This window comes from Frigoribacterium sp. PhB24 (genome assembly GCF_003755185.1).
In the GTDB taxonomy this organism is placed as follows: Bacteria; Actinomycetota; Actinomycetes; order Actinomycetales; family Microbacteriaceae; genus Frigoribacterium.
In genome coordinates this window covers 149,094-169,320 of record NZ_RKIC01000015.1, presented here as the reverse complement: position 1 = coordinate 169,320, position 20,227 = coordinate 149,094, and the positions used below count along the sequence as shown (strand labels likewise).

Sequence of the window (20,227 nt, the reverse complement as noted above, 5' to 3'; positions counted from 1 at the left end):
ACCAGCAGCCGTACCGGCCTGCTCCGAGCGTGATCCTAGCACTCGCACCCTTCCGGCCGGGGTGCGTTCGGCGGGTGTCGCCCGGACGGGGAGGCGCGGTGCCGGGTGGACGGCGTTAGGGTCGTCGTCATGCGTGCTCACGACAGATCCGGCCGGGATCGTCGCGCGAGCCGCCTCGCGGTGGCGACCGGCGCCTCCTTGGCTCTCGTCCTGACGACGCTCGTGGCGCCGTCCGTGGCGTCCGCCGCCGGGTACCCGACCTGGGCCCAGGTCGAGGCCGCGAAGGGGAACGCCGCGGCGACCCAGGCGCAGGTCGACCTGATCGACGCGTCGCTCGACAGCCTCGAGAAGGCCGCCTCCGACCGCAGCGACGAGGCCGTGTCGGCCGACCAGGCCAACGCGACGGCGCAGGCCGACCTGGCGGCCGCCTCGCAGCGGGCGGACGAACTCGCCGCCGACGCCGCGCGTGCCCGGGCCTCCGCCGACACGGCGAAGCAGGAGGCCGGCCAGCTGGCCGGCAGCCTGTTCCGCACCGGGGGCACGCGAACCATGGGCACCGACCTCTTCACGTCGCCCGATCCCGGGGCCGCGCTCTATCAGCTGGGCTCGCTGACGCAGCTCGGCGACCGCTGGCAGACCGTGCTGGCCGACGCCACCACGGCGAGCAACACGGTGTCGTCACTCAGCGAACAAGCGGCGACGGCCGCCGACCGGCGCGACGCCTTGGCGAAGGACGCACAGGCCACCGCCGACGAGGCGGCCGCCGCCCAGGCGAGCGCCGACGCCGAGGTCACGAGCGCCACGCAGCGGTCGAGCGATCTCTACGCCCAGCTCGCCGCGCTCAAGGACTCGACGGCCGAGCTCGAACAGCAGTACCGAGCCGGGGTCGCCGCGCAGCAGGCCTACGCCGCACAGCAGGCGGCGGCGAAGGCGCAGGCCGCGGCCGCCGCGAAGAGACCCTCCGGCTCGTCCGGGGGCGGCGGATCGTCCGGGGGCACGGCACCCGTGGCCGGCAGCGGAGGCTCGGGTGGCACGGGCACGGGCGGTGGGGGCGCGACTCCCCCGGTCGGTGCCGTCAACGATCCGGCCGGCGCCAAGGCCTACGCCGCGACGAAGGTCGGCAGCGGCGCCGAGTACACCTGCCTCGTCCAGCTCTGGAACAAGGAGTCCGGCTGGCGCACCAACGCGACCAACCCGTCGGGCGGCGCCTACGGGATCCCCCAGGCCCTGCCCGGCAACAAGATGGCCTCGAGCGGCCTCGACTGGCAGACGAACTACCGCACCCAGGTGAACTGGGGCATCGGCTACATCCAGGGCCGCTACGGCACGATGTGCGCCGCGTGGGCGCACTCGGTCGCGAACAACTGGTACTGAGCCCCGACGCGTCGATCGGGAGGCAGCCACCGACCGACGGGAACGAGAGAACGGCCCCCTCGGCGGCAGCCGGAGCTGCGTGCCGAGGGGGCCGTCGTCGAGACGTGCCGGAGCGCGAAGACTAGCGGCGCAGGCCGAGACGACCGATGAGCGTACGGTAGCGCTCGATGTCGACCCTGGACAGGTAGCCCAGGAGGCGACGGCGCTGGCCGACGAGCAGCAGCAGACCACGACGCGAGTGGTGGTCGTGCTTGTGCTCTTTGAGGTGCTCGGTGAGGTCGAGGATGCGCTGCGTCATCACGGCGATCTGGACCTCGGGGGATCCGGTGTCGCCGGGGTGGGTCGCGTATTCTTCGATGATCCGGGTCTTGACGTCAGGTGCGAGTGCCATGGATGGATCCCCTTTCAGTTCGTTGCGCGGTGCTCGTCACCGGATGTGCGAGCTCTCTTTCTCCGCGGCCGTTCAGACGGCAACCTGAGGAGCCTACCAGACGGGCGACGTCGAGCCCTGTCGTGATCGGGCCCGCCCCCGCCGCCGCCGGGGAAGCACGAGTCCGACGAAGGCCGCGCCGATCGCCGCCCCGAGGGTGTTCATCACGAGGTCCTGCGGGTCGGAGAAGCGGGTCGCCGACAGGTACGTCGCCTGGTAGGTCTCGATGCCCACCGTCGCGGCGAAGCCCACCAGGATGCCGACCCACCAGAACCGCTTGGGCAGCAGCAGCGCCGGGAACATGCCCATCGGCACGAACATCGCCACGTTGGCGGCCGCCTCGACCCGGGCGAAGGTGATCCACGAGGTCTCGTCGTGCCGGGCGAACACGTCGAGCGCCCGCCAGAGCAGCGCCCCCGTGTTCGCGTCGTAGACGCTGGGGCGCAGGGTCATCCAGGCGACCCCGGCGAGGTAGACGAGGGTGAGCAGGAGGAGGACGGCGCGACGCATCCGTCCATGGTGCGGCACGCCCCCGTGGGAGGACGCCCGGAACGCACGAAGATCAACCCAGAGGACGACCCGCCCCGGGGGCGGCGGCGGCAGGGCCGAGGAGGCGCGGCGTCCGACCGCGCGCACCGCGCCTCCTAGGCTCGTCGCGTGGACGCACTCACCGACCTCTGGGCCCGGATCAGCCAGCTCGCCGCTCCCCTGCCCGGCTCGTGGCTGCTCGCCGGCGTCGCCGCCGGCCTGCTGCTCGTGCTGCTGCCGGGCACCTGGCACACGGTGCGGCACGCCGTCACCGTCGTGCACGAGGGCGGGCACGGTCTCGCCGCGGTGCTGACCGGACGGCGACTGACGGGCATCCGGCTGCATTCCGACACGTCGGGCCTCACCGTGTCGAAGGGGCCCCGCACCGGGCCGGGCATGATCATCACGCTGCTCGCCGGCTACACGGCTCCGGCGATCGCCGCCCTGGGCGCCGCGTGGTTGCTGTCGGCGGGGTACGCGGCCGGGCTGCTCTGGGCGCTGCTTCTGCTGCTCGCGCTGATGCTCGTGCAGATTCGCAACTGGTTCGGACTCTGGGTGGTGCTGCTGGGCGCCGCCCTCGTGGTCGTCGTCACGTTCTTCGCGTCGCCGACCTGGCAGGCCGTGTTCGGACTGGTCGTGACCTCGGTGCTGGGGTTCGGGGCGCTGCGCGCCTCGCTCGAACTGCAACGCAGCCGACGTCGCTCTCGCTCTACCGCATCGGACGCCGACCAGCTCGCCGGGCTGACCCGGGTGCCGGGCGTGGTCTGGGTCGGGGTGTTCGTGCTCGTCGCCCTCGCCTGCCTGCTCGGCGGGGCGGGGCTGCTCTTCCCCGGGGCGCTTGAGGCCGCGCGCTCGTTCGCCTGAGCAGCCACGCCTGCCGATCCGCTGTACACGACCGGTACGACCCTCATCGACGAGCCCGAGAGCATGACCATCTGTTCGCCGATCGACGGCTGCACCGGGCGTCGCCATTGACACGGGCGTGCCGAGACGGCAGAGTAAGTGCAATATTACGTTCAGGATTAGACGTGTAGAACGAAGGAGTTCACATGCAGAGCAGACCATCAAGCAAGCTGGCCGCGATCGTCGGGGGTCTTGCCCCCACGGGCAGCGTGCTCGTCGCGACCCCTGCGGAGGCTGCCGAGCCAGCTACGAAGGCCATACGCAGCATCGAGGCAGTTGCACCCGACGTATTGCTCGAGGTTGCCGCATCAAGAGCCGTCGACGTGCCCACCGACCCGGAGGAGCCGATCACGGTCAAAGACGACCCCCAAGCCGGTTCTGGAGGACTGCAGATCGGAGTTCCATTCGCCGACACTGCTGACGATGCAGTGACGCCCCGACCGGGCGTCCGATTCTTCGACAACAACAACGGCTCGAGCACGGTCCCCGTGACGCACGACGACGCATCGGTCCAGTTGCTCACTGTGATCGGCAACGCGAGCGCACCCACCCGATACGACTACCAACTGCACGTGCCGCCGGGCGCCACAGCAACGCTCGACCACGGAGGGGTGTTCATCACGGAGGCGAACGGCGACCTGGCGGGAATGATCGCGCCAGCCTGGGCAAAGGATGCTCAAGGCGCCGCGGTGCCGACGCACTATGAATTCATCGGCGACACCCTGACTCAAATCGTCGAACACTCCAGCGCTTTCGCGTATCCCATTGTGGCCGATCCCTACCTCGGGGTGAAGATGGTGCAGAACGTCACGTGGGTCAAGCGTGACAAGCGCGGACGAACCCTCGTCGTTACTCCGACGCGAGCATCGCGGGCATTCGGCGGCGCCTACCTCGCCGGGGTTTACGGATGGAAAGAAGTCGAGGCGCGGGCGGGGCGCCAGAACGTGCAGATGCAATGGCAGTACATCTGCCACCAGCAGTTTGCGTTCGCGAAAGCCACGTACAACCTCGACACGTGGTGGCGTCGGGCGAACTACCCTGACGTCGTCAACCACCGGTGCAACTGAGAGGCGATGGTGAAGAACCTGATCTGGCTCGGCGCGGCGCTGACGCTCATGAGCATGGTCGGTGGCGTGTGGGCTGCGGTGCACCTCGTGAACCTGGGCATCGCGGCCGACGAAGGCGCCGAGGTGACATCCGACATGAGCCGGACGGCGTGGTTGGCCCTCTACGCGCCGGTCGTCACCTTTGTCGCGGGCGTGGTCATCATCATCGTCGGAGGGACCCAGAGGCCTCGCGCCGCCGACTAGAACTGGCGGGCGCTCAGGCGGGGGCGGACGAGAGGGCGTGCACGGGGACGTGGCCCTCGAGGCGGGCCCGACCGTCGAGACCGTCGAGCTCGAGCAGCACGGCGACGCCGGCCACGACGTAGCCCGCTCGCTCGAGCAGGGAGATGGTCGCCTCGACCGTGCCGCCGGTCGCGAGCACGTCGTCGACGATCAGGACGCTCGACCCCGCCGGGATCTGGTTCGGACGCAGTTCGAGCGTGGCCTCGCCGTACTCGAGGGCGTAGCTCTCGCTGAGCACCTCGCCGGGCAGCTTGCCCGCCTTGCGCACCGTCAGCACGCCGACGCCCTGCTCGATCGCGATGGCCCCGGCGAGCGCGAAGCCCCGCGCCTCGATGCCGGCGACGGCGACGAACCCGCCGTCGAACGGCTCGGAGAGCGCCGTGGTCACGGTGGCGAAGGCGTCGGCGTCGGAGAAGAGCGGGGTGACGTCGCGGAAGAGGATGCCGGGCTTGGGGAAGTCGGGGACGACGGCGATCTTGCTGTCGACGAACGAGGAGGCGTCGGTGACGGTCATGGGGTCAACGCTAGTCGCGCGGACGGCCCGCCCCGGGCCCGCGTCACGATCGTGTGAACAGTCCGGACCGATGTCGGAGGCCCGTGCGAGAGTGCACCCATGTCGCGGTTCATCGTCCCCCCGTACCTGCTCGCCCACCTCGCCGAGGCCGACTCGCCCCGCCTTCACCGGGCCCCGCAGGCCGCCCGCAACGGCCTGCTCGCCCTGGAGGCCGTCGACCGCAACGCGGCTCCCCCGGTCGTGCGGGGCGCGCTCGGCGGCGGGGCCGTGCTCGAGCGGACGATCTTCGACGCGCAGGGCACCGAAGAGCTGCCGGGCGTCCGGGTCCGGGGCGAGGGCGAGCCGGCCACCGACGACGTCGCCGCGACCGAGGCGTACGACGCGCTCGGTGCCACCTACGCCCTGTTCCGCGAGGTGTACGGGCGGTATTCGATCGACGGCGCCGGGCTCCCGCTCGACGCGACGATCCACTACGGCCAGGACTACGACAACGCCTTCTGGAACGGCGAGCGGATGGTGTTCGGCGACGGCGACGGCGAGGTCTTCGAGCGCTTCACGGCATCCGTCAGCGTCATCGGGCACGAGCTCACCCACGGCGTGACGCAGTACACCGCGAACCTCACCTACCAGGGGCAGTCCGGCGCGCTCAACGAGTCGGTGAGCGACGTGTTCGGGACACTCGTCGAGCAACACCTGTTCGGCCAGACCGCCGACCAGGCGACCTGGCTGATCGGTGAGGGACTCTTCACACCCGAGGTGCAGGGTCGGGCCCTCCGGTCGATGAAGGCCCCGGGCACCGCGTACGACGACGACGTCCTCGGGAAGGACCCCCAACCCGGGCACCTGGACGACTACGTCGAGACCACCGACGACAACGGTGGGGTGCACCTCAACTCGGGCATCCCCAACCGGGCCTTCTACCTCGTGTCCGAGGCGCTCGGCGGCGAGGCCTGGGTGCGGGCCGGTCAGGTCTGGTACGACACGCTGACCGGCGGGGCCCTGCCGACCGACGCCACCTTCGCGCAGTTCGCGGCGGCGACCGTCGAGGCGGCCACGGCACGGTACGGAGCGGATTCCGACGAGACCCGGGCGACCTCGGCGGGGTGGGAGGGCGTCGGGGTCACCCCGGCGGCCTGATGCCGGTCGGCACGACACCCCGCTGCCCCGGACACCGCGGGGGTACCATCGCGCCCATGAAGATCACCGTGTCGCGCTCCGGTGGATTCGCCGGCCTCACCCGCAGCTGGTCGGTCGACGTCGACTCCGAGCCCGACACCGAGTCGTGGCTCGTCCTCATCGACCAGGTGCCCTGGTCCCAGGCCCCGACGGCCGCCCAGGCCGTGCAGCCCGATCGCTTCGTCTGGGTCATCACGGCAGAGACCCGACCCACCCGCAAGGCCAAGCTGCCCGAGCAGCAGGTCACCGGGCCGTGGCGCGAACTCGTCGACCGCGTCCGCGACACGTCCGAGGCCGAGGCCGAGGCGAACTCCGGTCCGACACGATGAGTGGTCGCGCTCACCGGCCTCGGCGAGGGCTCTCGGGCGAGGTGCTGGCGGGGCTGCTCGCACTCGTCGTCCTCGTGGCGGGCGGGGCCGGTGTGGCCGTGGTGCAGAGCGGCAACCCGCTGAACGTCCACGGGGCCGCCACCGCGCCTCCGTGGGGTCGACCCCCGACCGACCAGCTCGAGACCCGGGCGACCGCCGCCGGCCTCGAGAACGTCTGGGGCCAGGACCTCGCGATGCACGTGCACACGCACCTCTCGATCACCGTCGACGGACGAGCGGTGACGGTGCCGGGCGACATCGGACACGACTCCGACACGAAGTTCGCCGCCGAGATCCACACCCACGACACCAGCGGCATCGTGCACGTCGAGTCGCCCACACGCGAGACGTTCGTGCTGGGTCAACTCTTCAGCGAATGGGACGTCGCACTCGACGGCCGGGGCGTGGGGTCGCTCGGGCACGACGACGGGCTCGAGCTGCACACCTTCGTCGGGGGCAGCCCGTACACGGCCGACCCGGCCGGCATCCCGTTGCGGGACTTCGAGCGCATCGACCTCGTGCTCGCACCCGTCGGCGAGACCGTGACCGCACCCGCGGCCTTCGCCTGGCCGGCCGACTACCGCTGAGCCGCCCGACGCGCCCGAGCGCATCTGCCCCGACGTCGGCTCGCTGCCGACCGGCCCGGCCTACGAGACGACCGTGAGGCGTTGCGTGGGCCGGGTCATCGCCACGTAGAGGCTGGCGTTGCCGCGTCGGCCGGCCTGGCGCACGCGCTCGGGGTCGACCACGACGACCGAGTCGAACTCGAGGCCCTTCGACGTCGCGGGGCTCAGCACCGAGATCGGCCTGGTGAGCGACGCCGTGCCCGCGGCCACCAGGCCGTCGAACTCGGCGGACAGCGCCTCGACCAGGGTCGGGACGGCCTGCTCGGGCGCGATCACCGCCAGGGTGCCCTCGGCGTCGATCGCCCGGTCGGCCCGGACGGCCTCGACCGTGGCTCGGACGAAATCGTCCTTCGAGGAGGCGCCGGTCACCTCTCGCACCGGCCACTCGCTCGAGCGCACCGACCGGCTCGGGGTGATCCGCAGCCCGGTCGACGTCGCGACGCCCTCGGCGTAGACCACGATCTGCGCCGGGGTGCGGTAGTTGACGGTGAGCTCTTCGAGCCGCCACGGGGCCGACGTGCCCTGGGCGCCGCCGCCCCGACGACGCCCGAGCAAGGCCTGCAGGGCGCGGTCCCACGAGGACGCGGACGCCGGGCTCGACGCCTGCGCGATGTCGCCGACGACGGTGAACGACCGCAGCGGGCACCGTCGCGAGAGCAGCCGCCACTGCATGGGCGAGAGCTCTTGCGCCTCGTCGACCACGACGTGGCCGAAGGCCCAGGTACGGTCGCCCGCGGCCCGCTCGGCCGTGGTCATGGACGCGGCGCGCTCGGCGAAGCCGCCGGCGATCTGCTCGGCGCTGACCATGCCCTCGACGCCCATGTTCTCGATGGCGCGCTCGGCGTTCTCGATGTCGCGTTTGCGCTGGGCCTTGCGGGCCAGCCGCTCGGGGTCGACGCCCGTCTGGAACTCGCCGAGCAGCTCGGCGGCCTCGTCGAGCAGCGGCACGTCGGAGACGGTGAAGCCCGCCCCGCGCTCGCGCCGCAGCAGGGCGCGCTGCTCGGGCGTCCAGCGCGGGGTGATCGAGGCGAGCCAGTTCGGTCGGGCGTACAGGTCTTCGACGAGCTTCTCGGCGCTCAGCGGAAGCCAGGCGGTGTTGAGCAGGACGCGCACGTCGTACGACTGCCGGATGTCTTCTCGGAGGACGGCCTCGTCGGACTCGTCGACCGTCGTGCCGTGCTCGCGCATCTGGTCGACCAGCTGACGGGTCAGGGCCGAGAGAGCCGCCTTGTTGAACGTGACCCGGGCCACGTTGTGCGGCTTGCCCCGCTCCTGTGCCTTGCGCATGGCCTCGCCGACGAGCTCGGGGCGCACCACGAGACGCTCGCCGTTGATGTCGATGGTCGTCGGCTCGGCCGGGCGGATCTGCCGCGACCGGACGGCGCGGCGCATCAGCTCGGCCATCTCGGCGGAGCCCTTGAGGGCGGCGACGTCGGGCGCGTCGTCGGTCTGCGCCTCGATGCCCGGGTACAGGCCGCCGAGGCTCGACAGGACGACGCCGCTCTCGCCGAGCGACGGCAGCACCTGTTCGATGTAGCGCAGGAACGACCTCGACGGCCCGACGACGAGCACGCCCGATCCCTTGAGCCGGTCACGGTGCGAGTAGAGCAGGTACGCGGCCCGGTGCAGTGCGACGGCCGTCTTGCCCGTGCCGGGACCGCCCTGCACGACGAGCACGCCGTCGAGTTGCGAGCGGATGATGCGGTCCTGTTCGCCCTGGATCGTGGCGACGATGTCGGTCATGCGGCCGGTGCGCTGGGCGGTCAGCGCGGCCATGAGCGCACCCTCGCCCTGCAACTGGACGTCGTCGCGGTCGAGCAGGTCGGGGTCGAACACCTCGTCCTCGAGGCGGGTGACGGTGCGCCCCTCGAGGGTCAGGTGGCGACGGGCGCGGGCCCCCATGGGCGTCGCGGCGGTCGCCTGGTAGAAGGCGCTGGCCCCGGGCACGCGCCAGTCGAGCAGGATCGGGTGGTGCGCCTCGTCACGCAGGCCGATGCGGCCGATGTAACGGTAGCGCCCGCCCTCGCCCGCCTCGGCCGGACGGTCGACGTCGCCGGTCTGGCCGAGCAGGTCGGGCGTCTCGAGCTCGAGCCGACCGAACGCGAGCCGTTCGTCGACCGAGCCCAGCTGGACGATCGTGTCTTCGTACAGGCGCGCGTAGGCGTCGCGCTCACTGCGGCTCTGGTGGTTGCCGCCGACGGTCTCGCGGCGGGTGCGCTCGAGGCGGACTCGGGCGTCGGCCTTCAGCTCGTCGAGGCGGTCGTAGAGGGTGCCCACGTAGGCGCGTTCGCGGTCGATCTCGGATGACAACAGGTGTTCGTACCCTTCGGGAAAAGTCGGCACGCCAGTCTACCTTCCGGCCACCGACGGCGAGGGCCGGAATCGTGCGAGAACGAAGGAGGCGCGCCCGTCCTCGTGGGGACGGGCGCGCCTCCTGGGGTGGTCGCGGCGGAGCCGGGCCTAGAACTCCTCGTGGGTCAGCGGGTCGCCGTCCCACAGGCGACCACGCTCGAGACCGCTGAGCGACTCGACCTCGTCGGGCGTGAGCTCGAAGTCGAACACGTCGAGGTTCTCGCGCTGTCGGCCGGCGTCGGCCGACTTCGGCACGGGGACCGCACCGAGTTGCACGTGCCAGCGCAGGACGACCTGGGTGGGCGTCTTGCCGTGGGCCCGCGCGATCTCGGTGACCCGCGCCTCTTGTAGCAGTTCGCTCTGCTTGGCCAGCGGGCTCCAGCTCTCGGTGACGATGCCCATGCTCTCGTGCACGGCACGCAACTCGGCCTGGGGGAAGTACGGGTGCAGCTCGATCTGGTTGACCGCCGGGACCACGCCCGTGTCGTCGGCGACGCGTCGGAGGTGCTCGGCCGTGAAGTTCGAGACGCCGACCGAGCCGACGAGCCCGTCTTCTTGCAACGTGACGAAGGCCTTGAACGTCTCGACGTACTTGTCGACGCGCGGCAGCGGCCAGTGGATCAGGTACAGGTCGACGAAGTCGAGGCCGAGGTTCGCGCGGCTCTCGTCGAAGCTCGCCAGGGTCTCGTCGTAACCGTGGTGCCGACCCGGCAGCTTCGTCGTGACGACGAGGTCGCCACGCGGCACGTCGGTCTGACGAATCGCCGCCCCGACGGCCGCCTCGTTGCCGTAGTTGAGCGCCGTGTCGAGCAGGCGGTAGCCCGACGAGATCGCCTGCACGACCTGCGCCGTGCCCTCGTCGTCGTTCAGCCCGTAGGTGCCGAGGCCGAGCTGGGGCAGCGTGCGCCCGTCGTTGAGGCCGACCGAGGGGGCGACCGTCATCAGCTGACGCCGAGCAGGTCGATGACGAAGATCAGGGTCTTGCCCGAGAGCGGGTGTCCGCCACCGGCAGGGCCGTAGGCCAGGTGGGGCGGCACGACGAGCTCGCGGCGTCCGCCGACCTTCATGCCGGGGATGCCCTCCTGCCAGCCGCGGACGAGGGCCTGCAGCGGGAAGTTGATGGCCTCGCCACGGCTCCAGGACGAATCGAACTCTTCACCGGAGTCGTACTCGACGCCGAGGTAGTGGACGTTGACGGTCGAGCCGGACTGCGCCTCGGCTCCGTCGCCGACGGTGACGTCGGTGACCGTGAGCTCGGTGGGGGCGGGGCCGGTCGGGGCGTCGATCTCGGGCTTGGTCTGGGGGTCGTGAGTCATGCCGACCATCCAACCACCGACGGGCCGAGGGGGCGGGTCGGCCGCTCGCGTCCTCCCTGCGAGGCCCGAGAAGCCGACCCGGCGTCCGCACCGAGAGCGAGTCATCGATGCGAACACATGGACGCTACTCCGACGGTGTCGTGACGCCAAATCGTCCGACGGCAGCCCGGCCCCGGGTCGGGCGGCACGGGTCGGGCGGCACGGTCCTGCGGGATTCTGCACGATCGGCAAGAATGGCAGCTTGACCACCACCCCGCCTCCCCCCGCGTCGTCGCCGAGCCCCACGCCGCCCGCCCGTCGCCCGCTGTTCGTCGACGTCACCCCGCTCCGCACCAGCCCCGCCTTCGCCCGTCTGTTCGCAGGCAGCGCGATCAGCGGTATCGGGACGCAGCTCACACTCGTCGCCGTCGGCCTCGAGATCTTCGAGATCACCCGCTCGACCTTCGCCGTCGCCCTGGTCGGTGTCGTCTCGCTCGTGCCGATGATCCTGGCCGGTCTCTACGGCGGCATGCTCGCCGACGCCTTCGACCGACGAAAGGTCGCGCTGGTCGCCGCCGTGTTCGCCTGGCTCTCCACCGCTGCGATCGCGCTGCACGCCTACCTCGGGCTGCACGAGGTGTGGCTGCTGTACCTGCTGACCACGGTCAACGCCGTGGCGGGCACGATGATCGCGACCTCCCGCGCCTCGATCGTGCCGCGCCTCCTGCCCCGCGAGCTGCTGCCGGCCGCCTCCGCGCTGAGCGGCATCAGCATGGGCCTCATGCTGACCGTCGGCCCCGCGCTGGCCGGCGTGCTGGTCGCGAGCGTGGGGTTCCCGCTGACGTACACGGTCGACGTCGTGTTGTTCTCGACGGCGTTCCTCGGCATCGTCACGCTGCCCCCGATCCGACCAGAGGGCGAGACCCAGCGCCCGGGGCTGGAGTCGCTGCGCTTCGGCCTGGCGTTCCTGAAGCGGTCGCCGAACATTCGGACGACCTTCGTCATGGACGTCGTCGCCATGACGTTCGGCATGCCCCGCGTGCTCTACCCGGTGGTCGGCACGCTCGTGATCGGAGGAGGCGCGGTGACGGTCGGTGTCCTCTCCGCCTCGTTCGCGGTCGGGGCATTGCTGAGCAGCGTCTTCTCGGGACGCCTCGGCCACGTGCGGCGACAGGGTGTCGCCGTGCGGTGGGCGATCACCGCCTACGGACTCTGCATCGCGGCGTTCGGCGTCGTGCTGCTCGTGACGCCGGCCCACGGCGGCGCCGTCACGGCAGGCCTCGACCAGGCGAACCTCGTCGCCCTCGGCGGGGCGGCCCTCGCTCTGGCCGGAGCCGGTGCGAGCGACAACGTCAGCTCGATCTTCCGGTCGACCATCCTGCAGTCGGCCGCACCGGACGCGATGCGGGGTCGCCTGCAGGGCATCTTCATCGTGGTGGTCACGGGCGGGCCCCGGGTGGGCGACCTGTTCGTCGGGCTCGTCGCCGGAATCGCGGTCTTCTGGCCTCCCCTGCTGGGCGGGCTGCTCGTCGTCGCGCTCGTCGCGCTCGTGGCCCGGCTGACCCCCGCTTTCGGGCGCTACGACGCCGAGGCACCGACGCCCTGACCCGCGTCCGCTGTGACGGCCGTCGTGGCTGGGGCGGTCGTCGTGGCTGGGGCGGTCGTCGAGACGGGTGGCGTCACCACCCGGGGCCGGACTGCGGCGAACCGGGGTGCCGGGGCAGCTGCGGCGGCCAGCCCGGGTGCTGCGGGTAGCCGACGAACGCGGTCGGCGGAGCCTGCAGGGCGAGACGGCTCGCGGTGAGGGCGTCCAGCAGTTCGGCCTCGTCACGCTGCACCGCCTCGTCGAGTGCACGACGCCCCTTCACGAGCCGCTGACGGGTGAAGGCCAGACGCGTCGCGTTCGAGATGAAGACCTTCATGGCGGGCCGGATGCCGCGGGACGCGGCCCACGACCTCGCGCGACGACGGCCGGCGCTCGACGAGAGCATGCCGACCTCGTCCGCGCTGAACCACCCCACGGCGGCGTACTCGGCGAGACGGTCGTGGGTGACCCTCCGCTCGTTGCGCCGGAGGAACACCACGAGCAGCACCATCGCCACGAAGATCGGCACCTGCACGAGCAGGTAGTAGACGAAGAAGCCGTCCCCGACGACGAACAACGCACCGTTCCAGAGCGCGTGCAGACCCGCCGCGGGGACGAGGCCGACGAAGAACCAGCCGATCGCACCGTAGGGACCCGTCCGCCGCGCCGCGAGGCCGAGGGCGAAGCCCGTGCAGGCCGTGTACATCACGTGGGCGAAGGGCGACATCAGGGCCCGCACGAAGAAGACGTACGCGAGGCCCTGGCTGCCGGTGGCCAGATCTTCACCGACCTGCAGGGCGAAGTACTGGATGTTCTCGACGAACGCGAAGCCCGCCGCGACGGTCGCCGCGTAGACGATGCCGTCGACCGGGCCGTCGAAGTGCCGTCGGAAGATCCACAGGACCAACAGGACACCGAGCCCCTTCGCGCCCTCTTCGACGAGCGGCGCCTGGACGACCGCGCCGAGCACGTCCTCGAGCCCGCTCGACCGGACGCCGAGCACCGAGCGCGCCGTCGTCAGGGCGATGTCGACGATCAGGGCGGTGCCGACCGCCACCGCCGCGCCCCAGAGGAAGGCGAAGAGCAGCGCCACGCGCGGTTCGGGCTCCCACCGGTCGACCAGCCAGATGCCGACCAACACGATCGCCAACGGCACGAAGGCGAGCAGGCTGCCCGCGAGCAACACGGCGGGTTGCACGAAGATGACGAAGTACAGGCCGACGGCCGCGGCGAACGTGCCGATCACCGTGAAGCCGACCGCGAGGGCCACCGCACTGGCGACGCGACGACGCGGCGCAGGCTGCGCGAAGACCGGCTGCACCGGGTACCAGACCGGCTCGGGGTTGACCGCGGGGCCGTGGACCGACCGCCCGCCCCCCGCCGCCGGGCCCGCCGAGGAGGGGTCGGCGTAGGGCGTCAACGGGCGTCCGTACGCGTCGTGTCCGACGCCGCGGGGATCGGACCAGGTCATCCCCCGACCCTACGGGCTGGTGCCCGGGTCGGTGCGGCGCGAGGGACGAGCCGCGTCGACACGGGCAGCCGGTAATCTCGCAGGATGGCCCCGACGCGTTCCCTGCCCGAGGACCCGTCGCTGGTCCGGTACGTGATCATGCGGGTCTGGCACGATTTCCTGCGCCATCGCACCATCGACGCCGCCGGTTCCCTCACCTTCTTCTCGATGCTGGCCCTCGTGCCCGGCGCCCTCGCTCTCGTCTCGGGGGTCGCCCTGTTCGTCGACGACGGTGACGCCGTGGACGAGATCCTCTCGGTGGCCCGATACGTCCTGACCCCCGACGCGATCGACACCCTGCGCTGGCCGCTCGAACAGATGCTCAGCCTGTCGAACCCGGGCGTCGCCTTCGGCATCGGCCTGTGGCTCACCCTCTGGTCGCTGTCGGCCTACACGACGGCCTTCGGACGGGCCATGAACACGGCCTACGAGGTCGAGGAGGGGCGTCGTATCTGGAAGTTCCGTGGCCACATGATGATCGTCACACTCGTGTTGATGGTGTCGTTCGCCGTCATCGCGGTGATCCTGCTCGTGACGCCCACGCTGAGCGACGCGGTCGCCGCCCGGTTCGGCATCGGCCGCCCCTGGACCGACCTCTACAACGTCTTCAAGTGGCCGGTGCTCGTGGCCCTGGCCGTGCTCTCGGTCGCGATGCTGTACTTCTTCACCCCCAACGTGCGACCACCCCGCCTGCGCTGGGTGTCGTACGGCGCCATGGTCGCGCTCGGCGGCTGGGCGATCGCGACGGTGGGCTTCGCGGTCTACGTCGCGACGGTCTCGAACTACGACCGCTTCTACGGCTGGGTCGGCGGCGTGGTCGTCGTGCTGCTCTACGCGTACATCAGCAACTTCGTGCTCGTGATCGGCGGCGAGCTCGACAGCGAGATCCTGCGCATGCGCCAGCTGCGCCGAGGGGTGCAGGCCGAGGAGGTCATCCCCCTGCCGTTGCGTGACACGGCGCGCAACCACATCCTGGCGCGCAACCTCGCGTGGGACGTCCGGGTGGGCCGGGCGATCCGCGAGCGGGCCCTGCGCGAGAACGGTGGCGTGCTCGAGCCGGACGAACTGCGGCGCGTCCACCTGCGGGGCGATCGCGACCGGCCCGCCGACGAGCGGCCGCAGGCCGCGCGGCGCGCCGACCAGGTCGACCCGAACACCCACGCCCCCTCGACGCCCTAGGCGCCCGAGGCGTCCCCGACCTGCAGGAGGCGCGGTGCCGGTCGACCGGCACCGCGCCTCCGGCAGGTGATCGCGTCAGCCGGCGGTCTCGTCGCCCGGGTTGCGGGCGCCCGTCGTGTTGGCCGCCCGGGCCACCGCCGCGGCGGGGTCGTCGACGTCGATGATCGTGATCGCGCTGGTGATGGGCGAGAGCCCGGAGAGGCGGGCGGGAGAGAGCACCTTGCGCACCTGCTCGTCCGTCATGAGACCGGCGGCGACCACGAGCGGCGCGATCGCCGCGTTCGTCGTCAGCGCCGTGTGGGCGATGGCCGCCGCCGCCGTGTAGCCGATGTAGGGCGTGAGGGCGGTCACGCTGCCGACGTTCGTCTCGACCTGCTGGGTCAGGCGGGCACGGTTCGCCTCGATGCCGTCGACGCAGTTGACCCGCAGTGTCTGACAGGCGTAGGTCATCCACTGCAGGCTCTGCATGACCGAGTGCGTGATGACGGGCTCGAAGGCGTTGAGCTGCAGCTGCCCGGCCTCGGCGGCCATGGTGACCGTGACGTCGGCTCCGGCGACGGAGAACGCGACCTGGTTCACGACCTCGGGGATCACGGGGTTCACCTTGCCCGGCATGATCGACGACCCGGCCTGGCGCGGCGGCAGCGTGATCTCGCTGATGCCCGCCTGGGGGCCGGAGGACAGCAGTCGTAGGTCGTTGCAGATCTTCGAGAGCTTGATGGCGCTGCGCTTGAGGGCGCCGCTCAGGGTCATGAAGACGCCCGTGTCGCTCGTGGCCTCGATGAGGTCGGGGGCCGTGACGAGGTCCATGCCCGAGAGCGTGCTGAGGTGCCGACGGACGGCGTCGGCGTACAGCGGGTCGGCCGTGATGCCCGTGCCGATGGCGGTGGCCCCGAGGTTGATCTCGCCCAGCAGCGGCACGACGTCACGGAGGCGCTGGACGTCCTCGGCGAGGGTGTGCGCGAAGCCCGTGAACTCTTGACCGAGGGTCATCGGCACGGCGTCCTGCAGCTGGGTGCGGCCGACCTTCAGCACGTCGTGGAACTCGGCGCCCTTGGCGGCGAACGAGTCGGCCAGCAGGTCGAGTTCGACCAGCAGACGACGCAGGGTGAGCACCATCGCGATCTTGATCGACGTGGGGTAGGTGTCGTTGGTGCTCTGGCTGCGGTTGACGTCGTCGATCGGGTGCAGGTGGCGGTACTCGCCCTTGGCGTGACCCAGCAGCTCGAGGGCGCGGTTGGCGATGACCTCGTTGCTGTTCATGTTGGTCGACGTGCCGGCCCCGCCCTGGATGACCCCGACGGCGAACTGGTCGTGCAGGGCGCCACCGCGGATCTCTTCGCAGGCGCGCTCGATGGCCTCGGCCTTGACCGGGTCGAGGACGCCGATCTCGACGTTGGCCCGGGCCGCCGCCTGCTTCACGAGCGCGAGGGCCGTGACGAGGTCGGGGTAGACCGAGATCGGCCGCTGCGAGATGGGGAAGTTCTCGAGCGCCCGGGCGGTGTGGATGCCCCAGTAGACGTCGGCGGGAACCTCTCGGCTGCCCAGCGAATCGGTCTCGGTGCGGGTCGGTGCTGTTGTCTCGGTCGTCACGTGTGGTGCGCCTCCGTCATCAGTCGGGGCCCGGTCGTCGTCGACCGGACGCTTCCGCCGAGCCTACCGGCGGGGCCACGGGCCGGGCATCTCGAGGAGGCGCGGCCGGCACGGACCGCGACCGTCGAGCTGCCGGGGGACGAGACGCGACCGCCGGGTCAGCGGTGGAAGCCGGGGATGATCAGGTAGATGCCGTACAGCACACCGAGTGCACAGACGACGAAGCAGGCGTACCCGGCGGCGGTGCGGACGGGCGTCCGGTCCTCGACCGTCAGGAGGCGCAGGCCGAGGGAATAGAGCGACACGAGGGCGGCGGCGGAGAAGAGCGCGACGAGCGCCACCACGACGAAGGCGGACCAGTCGATCATCAGCGCACCTCGTCGTCGGTCGCCGCCGTGCCGCGCGGGGCGGGGACGGGCTCGGGCGGGTCGTCCATGCGGACGAAGGGGGCCTCGACCCCGGACGCCGGGGTGTCGACGCGGCCCTTGCGGACGGCCCGGCGGGCACGACGACGCGAGAGCACCGAGGTGGCCGCGACGTCGACCTCGATGGCCGATCCCTGATCGTGCGGTCGGCGGCGCGAGAGGACGAAGATGCCGGCGATGACCACCGCGCCGACGGCGGCGTCGATGACCAGCCCGGTGACGCCGAGCGTGGCGATGAGGGCCGCCACGGCACCGACCGCCGCCGACGCGGGGAGCGTGATGAACCAGGCGACGACGATCTTGCCGGCCGTGCCCCACTGGATCTTCGAGCCGCGGCGTCCGAGACCGGCGCCGATGATCGACCCGCTCGCGACCTGCGTCGTCGACAGCGCGAAGCCCAGGTGGCTCGAGGCCAACACCGTCGCGGTCGTCGACGCCTCGGCCGAGAAGCCCTGCGTGGGCTTGACCTCGGTCAGGCCGCCGCCCATCGTCTGGATGATGCGCCAGCCACCCGTGTACGTCCCCAGGGCGATGGCGAAGGCGCAGACGACGACCACCCAGAAGGGCGGGCCGGAGTCGGGAGTGAGCAGACCGCCCGCGATCAGCGTGAGCGTGATGACGCCCATCGTCTTCTGCGCGTCGTTCGTGCCGTGCGCGAGGGCCACCAGCGACGACGTGAAGATCTGGCCGTACCGGAAGCCGCCGCGCTCGCTCTTGTCGTCGCGACGTCGGGTGATCGTGTACGCCAGTCGCGTGGCGGTGTACCCGACCACCCCGGCGATCAGGGGAGCGAGCAGGGCGGGCAGCACGACCTTCGACAGCACGACCCCGAAGTCGACCGACCCCATGCCGGCGCCGACGATCGCCGCACCGATCAAGCCGCCGAAGAGGGCGTGCGACGAGCTCGACGGAAGGCCCCTCAGCCAGGTGAACATGTTCCAGACGACGGCCCCGATGAGGCCGGCGAAGATCATCTCGGGGGTGATCTGCACCCCGCCGTCGCCCTCACGGATGATGCCGCCCGAGACGGTCTTGGCGACCTCGGTGCTGAGGAACGCCCCGACCAGGTTGAGGATCGCGGCCACCGTGACGGCGACCTTGGGTTTCATCGCGCCGGTCGCGATCGGGGTCGCCATGGCGTTGGCCGTGTCGTGGAACCCGTTCGTGAAGTCGAAGAAGAGCGCCAGTGCGATGACCAGGACGACGATGAGTGTGATGTCCACCGGCCCGAGTGTATAGGTGGGTGAACGCGGGTCAACTCGACGGTGACCTCCGGGGTACATCCCGGTGAACGACAGGTGACGCCCACCGCGACACCGCTGTGGCACGGCCGCGGACGCGACCTCAGACGTGTGGCACGAAGTCCTGCCAGGCCCGTCGCCGTTCGCCCCGCGGGTCGTGCTCGACGCGGTCACGCGCGTCGATGATCAGGGTGCGCCGCCGGTGGGGGTCGTAGGTCGGCCAGTCGGCCACCGCGCCCGTGCGGACGAACTCGAGCCAGCGCGAGCGGGTCCGTGCCGCCGTGCGCAAGAAGGCCCGACGCCCGCCCAGCAGGCTCATCGCCCACCCGAAGGCGGACCCCATGCGGTCGTAGATGGCCCAGAGCTCGAGACCGTGGAACGCGTCGACCCCGGCCGCGCGCAGGATGCGCGTCGTCGCGTCGAAGCGGTAGAAACGCACGGGTTGGTGCAGCGCGTGCCGTTCGGCGACCTTGACGCTCGGGAACCAGAACGCGTAGTCGCCACCGAAGTCGAGGGCCGCGGGTCGGGCGGGTAGCCCCGGGTAGTGCTTCTGGATCGCCTTGCGGGCCTTCTTCTCGGTGGCGGCGAAGATGGCCCGGATGCGCGGCTTGGTCGTCGCGAGGATGTCGCGACGACCGGTGAACACCGACCCCTCGCGGTCGTTCGTGCCGATGATCAACGGCACCGGGTGGGCCCGGCCCGCCTTGAAGGCGTCGAGCGGTCGTTCGGGCAGGAAGTCGCCGTCGATGACCGGGCTGAAGCAGATCGTGCCCGGATCGTCGTCGGGGGTGCGCAGTTGCAGACGGCTCGCCGCCCGGACGATGGCCGTCGTCGGAGCCACGGCGAGCAACGCTGCCGCGTCGTCGACGCTCGTGGCCTCGAGGTCGTCGTCGTGCAGGTCGTGGGTCAGCAGCTCGAGGAACTCCCCCGCCCACCGCTGCGTCACGTCCGGCGGGTAGATCGCGTTGGGCGGTGCGCTCTGCGCGACGACCCCGCGGAACAGGCCGCGAGCGCGCGGCACCGTCATGAGGGTCGTCACGGCGTTGCCGCCCGAGCTCTCGCCCGAGACGGTGACCCGGTCGGGGTCACCGCCGAACGCGGCGACGTTGTCGCGGACCCATTCGAGGGCGGCGACCTGGTCGCGCAGCCCGAGGTTCGATTCGAACGGACGGTCCTCGGTCGCCCAGTGGCTGAAGTCCAGGTAACCGAAGGCGCCCAGCCGGTAGTTGAGGCTGACGTAGACGATGCCGCCCTCGCGGACGAGCGTCTCGCCCTGTCTCGGGAACTCTCGCGACGACCCCACGCTGTACGCGCCTCCGTGGATGAAGACGAGGACGGGCAGCCCGTCGCCCGACGCGGTCCCGTCGGGCGCGATCACGTTGACCGTGAGGCAGTCCTCGCTCAGCGGCGTGGTCGCGTCGACGCCGACGAACTGCACGCGGTCCTGCGGGGCGGCGGGGCCGAACCGGCCGGCGTCGCGGACTCCTGCCCACGCCGCCGGCGGCTCGGGAGCCCGGAACCGGAGGCGCCCCACGGGTGGCGCCGCGAAGGGGATGCCACGCCAGGCGAGCACGCCACGCTCCCGCACGCCTCGGACCTCGCCCGAGCGGGTGGAGCGGACGAGGTCGGGGGCCGGGACGGTCGCCCGGGGCTGTGCGGTCACGCAGCGATGCTACGGGGGGCCCTGCGACGGACCGGGGCCGTTCACCCGACGTTCTCCTAGGGGGTGCCTGAGAGGATGGGGTGAACTTTGCAGTGCGTGCACGACACCCGCCTGCC

The 20,227-nt window shown here is 71.3% G+C and carries 20 protein-coding genes; 9 read left to right on the top strand and 11 right to left on the bottom strand.

What is annotated here, in order from left to right:
- Positions 1–129 precede the first annotated feature (129 nt).
- Entirely contained in the window at positions 130–1,374 is a 1,245-nt protein-coding gene (locus tag EDF50_RS15020) for a hypothetical protein (RefSeq protein WP_148076853.1), read from the top strand.
- A gap of 121 nt (positions 1,375–1,495) precedes the next feature.
- On the opposite strand, the gene rpsO is transcribed toward EDF50_RS15020, so the two are convergent.
- Positions 1,496–1,765: a 30S ribosomal protein S15 gene (gene rpsO, locus EDF50_RS15015; protein ID WP_123520309.1), complete on the bottom strand. Its 270-nt coding sequence runs from the start codon at positions 1,763–1,765 to the stop codon at positions 1,496–1,498.
- Positions 1,766–1,858: 93 nt separating this feature from the next.
- On the bottom strand, positions 1,859–2,314 hold the full coding sequence (locus EDF50_RS15010) for a VanZ family protein (RefSeq protein WP_123520308.1): 456 nt from the start codon (positions 2,312–2,314) through the stop codon (positions 1,859–1,861).
- A 147-nt stretch (positions 2,315–2,461) separates the two neighbouring features.
- Between EDF50_RS15010 and EDF50_RS15005 the strand changes: the two genes are divergently transcribed.
- From EDF50_RS15005 to EDF50_RS14995, 3 genes are all read left to right on the top strand, one after another.
- Positions 2,462–3,196 carry a M50 family metallopeptidase gene (locus EDF50_RS15005; RefSeq protein WP_123520307.1) on the top strand — a complete coding sequence of 245 codons (735 nt, stop codon included), beginning with the start codon at positions 2,462–2,464 and terminating at the stop codon, positions 3,194–3,196.
- Positions 3,197–3,381: 185 nt separating this feature from the next.
- Positions 3,382–4,302, top strand: a complete 921-nt coding sequence (locus tag EDF50_RS15000; RefSeq protein ID WP_148076852.1) for a DUF2599 domain-containing protein — start codon at positions 3,382–3,384, stop codon at positions 4,300–4,302.
- 6 nt (positions 4,303–4,308) lie between these two features.
- Positions 4,309–4,545 (top strand): hypothetical protein, encoded by a 237-nt coding sequence (locus EDF50_RS14995; protein ID WP_123520305.1) that lies wholly within the window; start codon positions 4,309–4,311, stop codon positions 4,543–4,545.
- Between the two features lie 13 nt (positions 4,546–4,558).
- Here EDF50_RS14995 and EDF50_RS14990 read toward each other — a convergent pair whose 3' ends face one another.
- Entirely contained in the window at positions 4,559–5,098 is a 540-nt protein-coding gene (locus EDF50_RS14990) for an adenine phosphoribosyltransferase (RefSeq protein WP_123520304.1), read from the bottom strand.
- A gap of 99 nt (positions 5,099–5,197) precedes the next feature.
- Between EDF50_RS14990 and EDF50_RS14985 the strand changes: the two genes are divergently transcribed.
- Genes EDF50_RS14985 through EDF50_RS14975 form a run of 3 tightly spaced genes read left to right on the top strand, consistent with a single transcriptional unit; the run spans position 5,198 to position 7,229 of the window.
- Complete coding sequence (locus EDF50_RS14985) at positions 5,198–6,235, top strand: M4 family metallopeptidase (protein ID WP_123520303.1); 1,038 nt, start codon at positions 5,198–5,200, stop codon at positions 6,233–6,235.
- Positions 6,236–6,291: 56 nt separating this feature from the next.
- Complete coding sequence (locus tag EDF50_RS14980; RefSeq protein ID WP_123520302.1) at positions 6,292–6,603, top strand: protealysin inhibitor emfourin; 312 nt, start codon at positions 6,292–6,294, stop codon at positions 6,601–6,603.
- A complete protein-coding gene (locus tag EDF50_RS14975; protein ID WP_148076851.1) occupies positions 6,600–7,229 on the top strand; it encodes a hypothetical protein in 630 nt (209 codons plus the stop codon). The genes EDF50_RS14980 and EDF50_RS14975 overlap by 4 nt, the downstream gene beginning before the upstream one ends.
- Before the next feature lie 60 nt (positions 7,230–7,289).
- Here EDF50_RS14975 and EDF50_RS14970 read toward each other — a convergent pair whose 3' ends face one another.
- The 3 genes from EDF50_RS14970 to EDF50_RS14960 all read right to left on the bottom strand — a co-directional run bounded on the left by EDF50_RS14970 (position 7,290) and on the right by EDF50_RS14960 (position 10,936).
- Entirely contained in the window at positions 7,290–9,581 is a 2,292-nt protein-coding gene (locus EDF50_RS14970) for a UvrD-helicase domain-containing protein (RefSeq protein ID WP_123520372.1), read from the bottom strand.
- A gap of 147 nt (positions 9,582–9,728) precedes the next feature.
- Positions 9,729–10,562 carry an aldo/keto reductase gene (locus EDF50_RS14965; RefSeq protein ID WP_123520300.1) on the bottom strand — a complete coding sequence of 278 codons (834 nt, stop codon included), beginning with the start codon at positions 10,560–10,562 and terminating at the stop codon, positions 9,729–9,731.
- Positions 10,562–10,936: an FKBP-type peptidyl-prolyl cis-trans isomerase gene (locus tag EDF50_RS14960; RefSeq protein WP_123520299.1), complete on the bottom strand. Its 375-nt coding sequence runs from the start codon at positions 10,934–10,936 to the stop codon at positions 10,562–10,564. The genes EDF50_RS14965 and EDF50_RS14960 overlap by 1 nt, the downstream gene beginning before the upstream one ends.
- A 241-nt stretch (positions 10,937–11,177) precedes the next feature.
- Between EDF50_RS14960 and EDF50_RS14955 the strand changes: the two genes are divergently transcribed.
- Positions 11,178–12,521: an MFS transporter gene (locus tag EDF50_RS14955; RefSeq protein ID WP_233570666.1), complete on the top strand. Its 1,344-nt coding sequence runs from the start codon at positions 11,178–11,180 to the stop codon at positions 12,519–12,521.
- A 73-nt stretch (positions 12,522–12,594) separates the two neighbouring features.
- Here EDF50_RS14955 and EDF50_RS14950 read toward each other — a convergent pair whose 3' ends face one another.
- Positions 12,595–13,971, bottom strand: coding sequence for a PrsW family intramembrane metalloprotease (locus tag EDF50_RS14950; protein WP_123520297.1), 1,377 nt, complete (start codon positions 13,969–13,971; stop codon positions 12,595–12,597).
- 84 nt (positions 13,972–14,055) lie between these two features.
- Here EDF50_RS14950 and EDF50_RS14945 point away from each other — a divergent pair, with 84 nt between their 5' ends.
- Positions 14,056–15,189, top strand: a complete 1,134-nt coding sequence (locus EDF50_RS14945; RefSeq protein ID WP_123520296.1) for a YihY/virulence factor BrkB family protein — start codon at positions 14,056–14,058, stop codon at positions 15,187–15,189.
- Positions 15,190–15,264: 75 nt separating this feature from the next.
- On the opposite strand, the gene EDF50_RS14940 is transcribed toward EDF50_RS14945, so the two are convergent.
- The 4 genes from EDF50_RS14940 to EDF50_RS14925 all read right to left on the bottom strand — a co-directional run bounded on the left by EDF50_RS14940 (position 15,265) and on the right by EDF50_RS14925 (position 20,111).
- Positions 15,265–16,782 (bottom strand): aspartate ammonia-lyase, encoded by a 1,518-nt coding sequence (locus EDF50_RS14940; RefSeq protein ID WP_123520295.1) that lies wholly within the window; start codon positions 16,780–16,782, stop codon positions 15,265–15,267.
- A 158-nt stretch (positions 16,783–16,940) separates the two neighbouring features.
- Positions 16,941–17,150, bottom strand: a complete 210-nt coding sequence (locus EDF50_RS14935) for a hypothetical protein (RefSeq protein ID WP_123520294.1) — start codon at positions 17,148–17,150, stop codon at positions 16,941–16,943.
- Positions 17,150–18,430, bottom strand: coding sequence for an inorganic phosphate transporter (locus tag EDF50_RS14930; RefSeq protein WP_123520293.1), 1,281 nt, complete (start codon positions 18,428–18,430; stop codon positions 17,150–17,152). The genes EDF50_RS14935 and EDF50_RS14930 overlap by 1 nt, the downstream gene beginning before the upstream one ends.
- A 121-nt stretch (positions 18,431–18,551) precedes the next feature.
- The gene (locus EDF50_RS14925; protein ID WP_123520292.1) at positions 18,552–20,111 is read right to left on the bottom strand and encodes a carboxylesterase/lipase family protein; all 1,560 of its coding nucleotides are present in this window, start codon (positions 20,109–20,111) and stop codon (positions 18,552–18,554) included.
- Between the last annotated feature and the right edge of the window lie 116 nt (positions 20,112–20,227).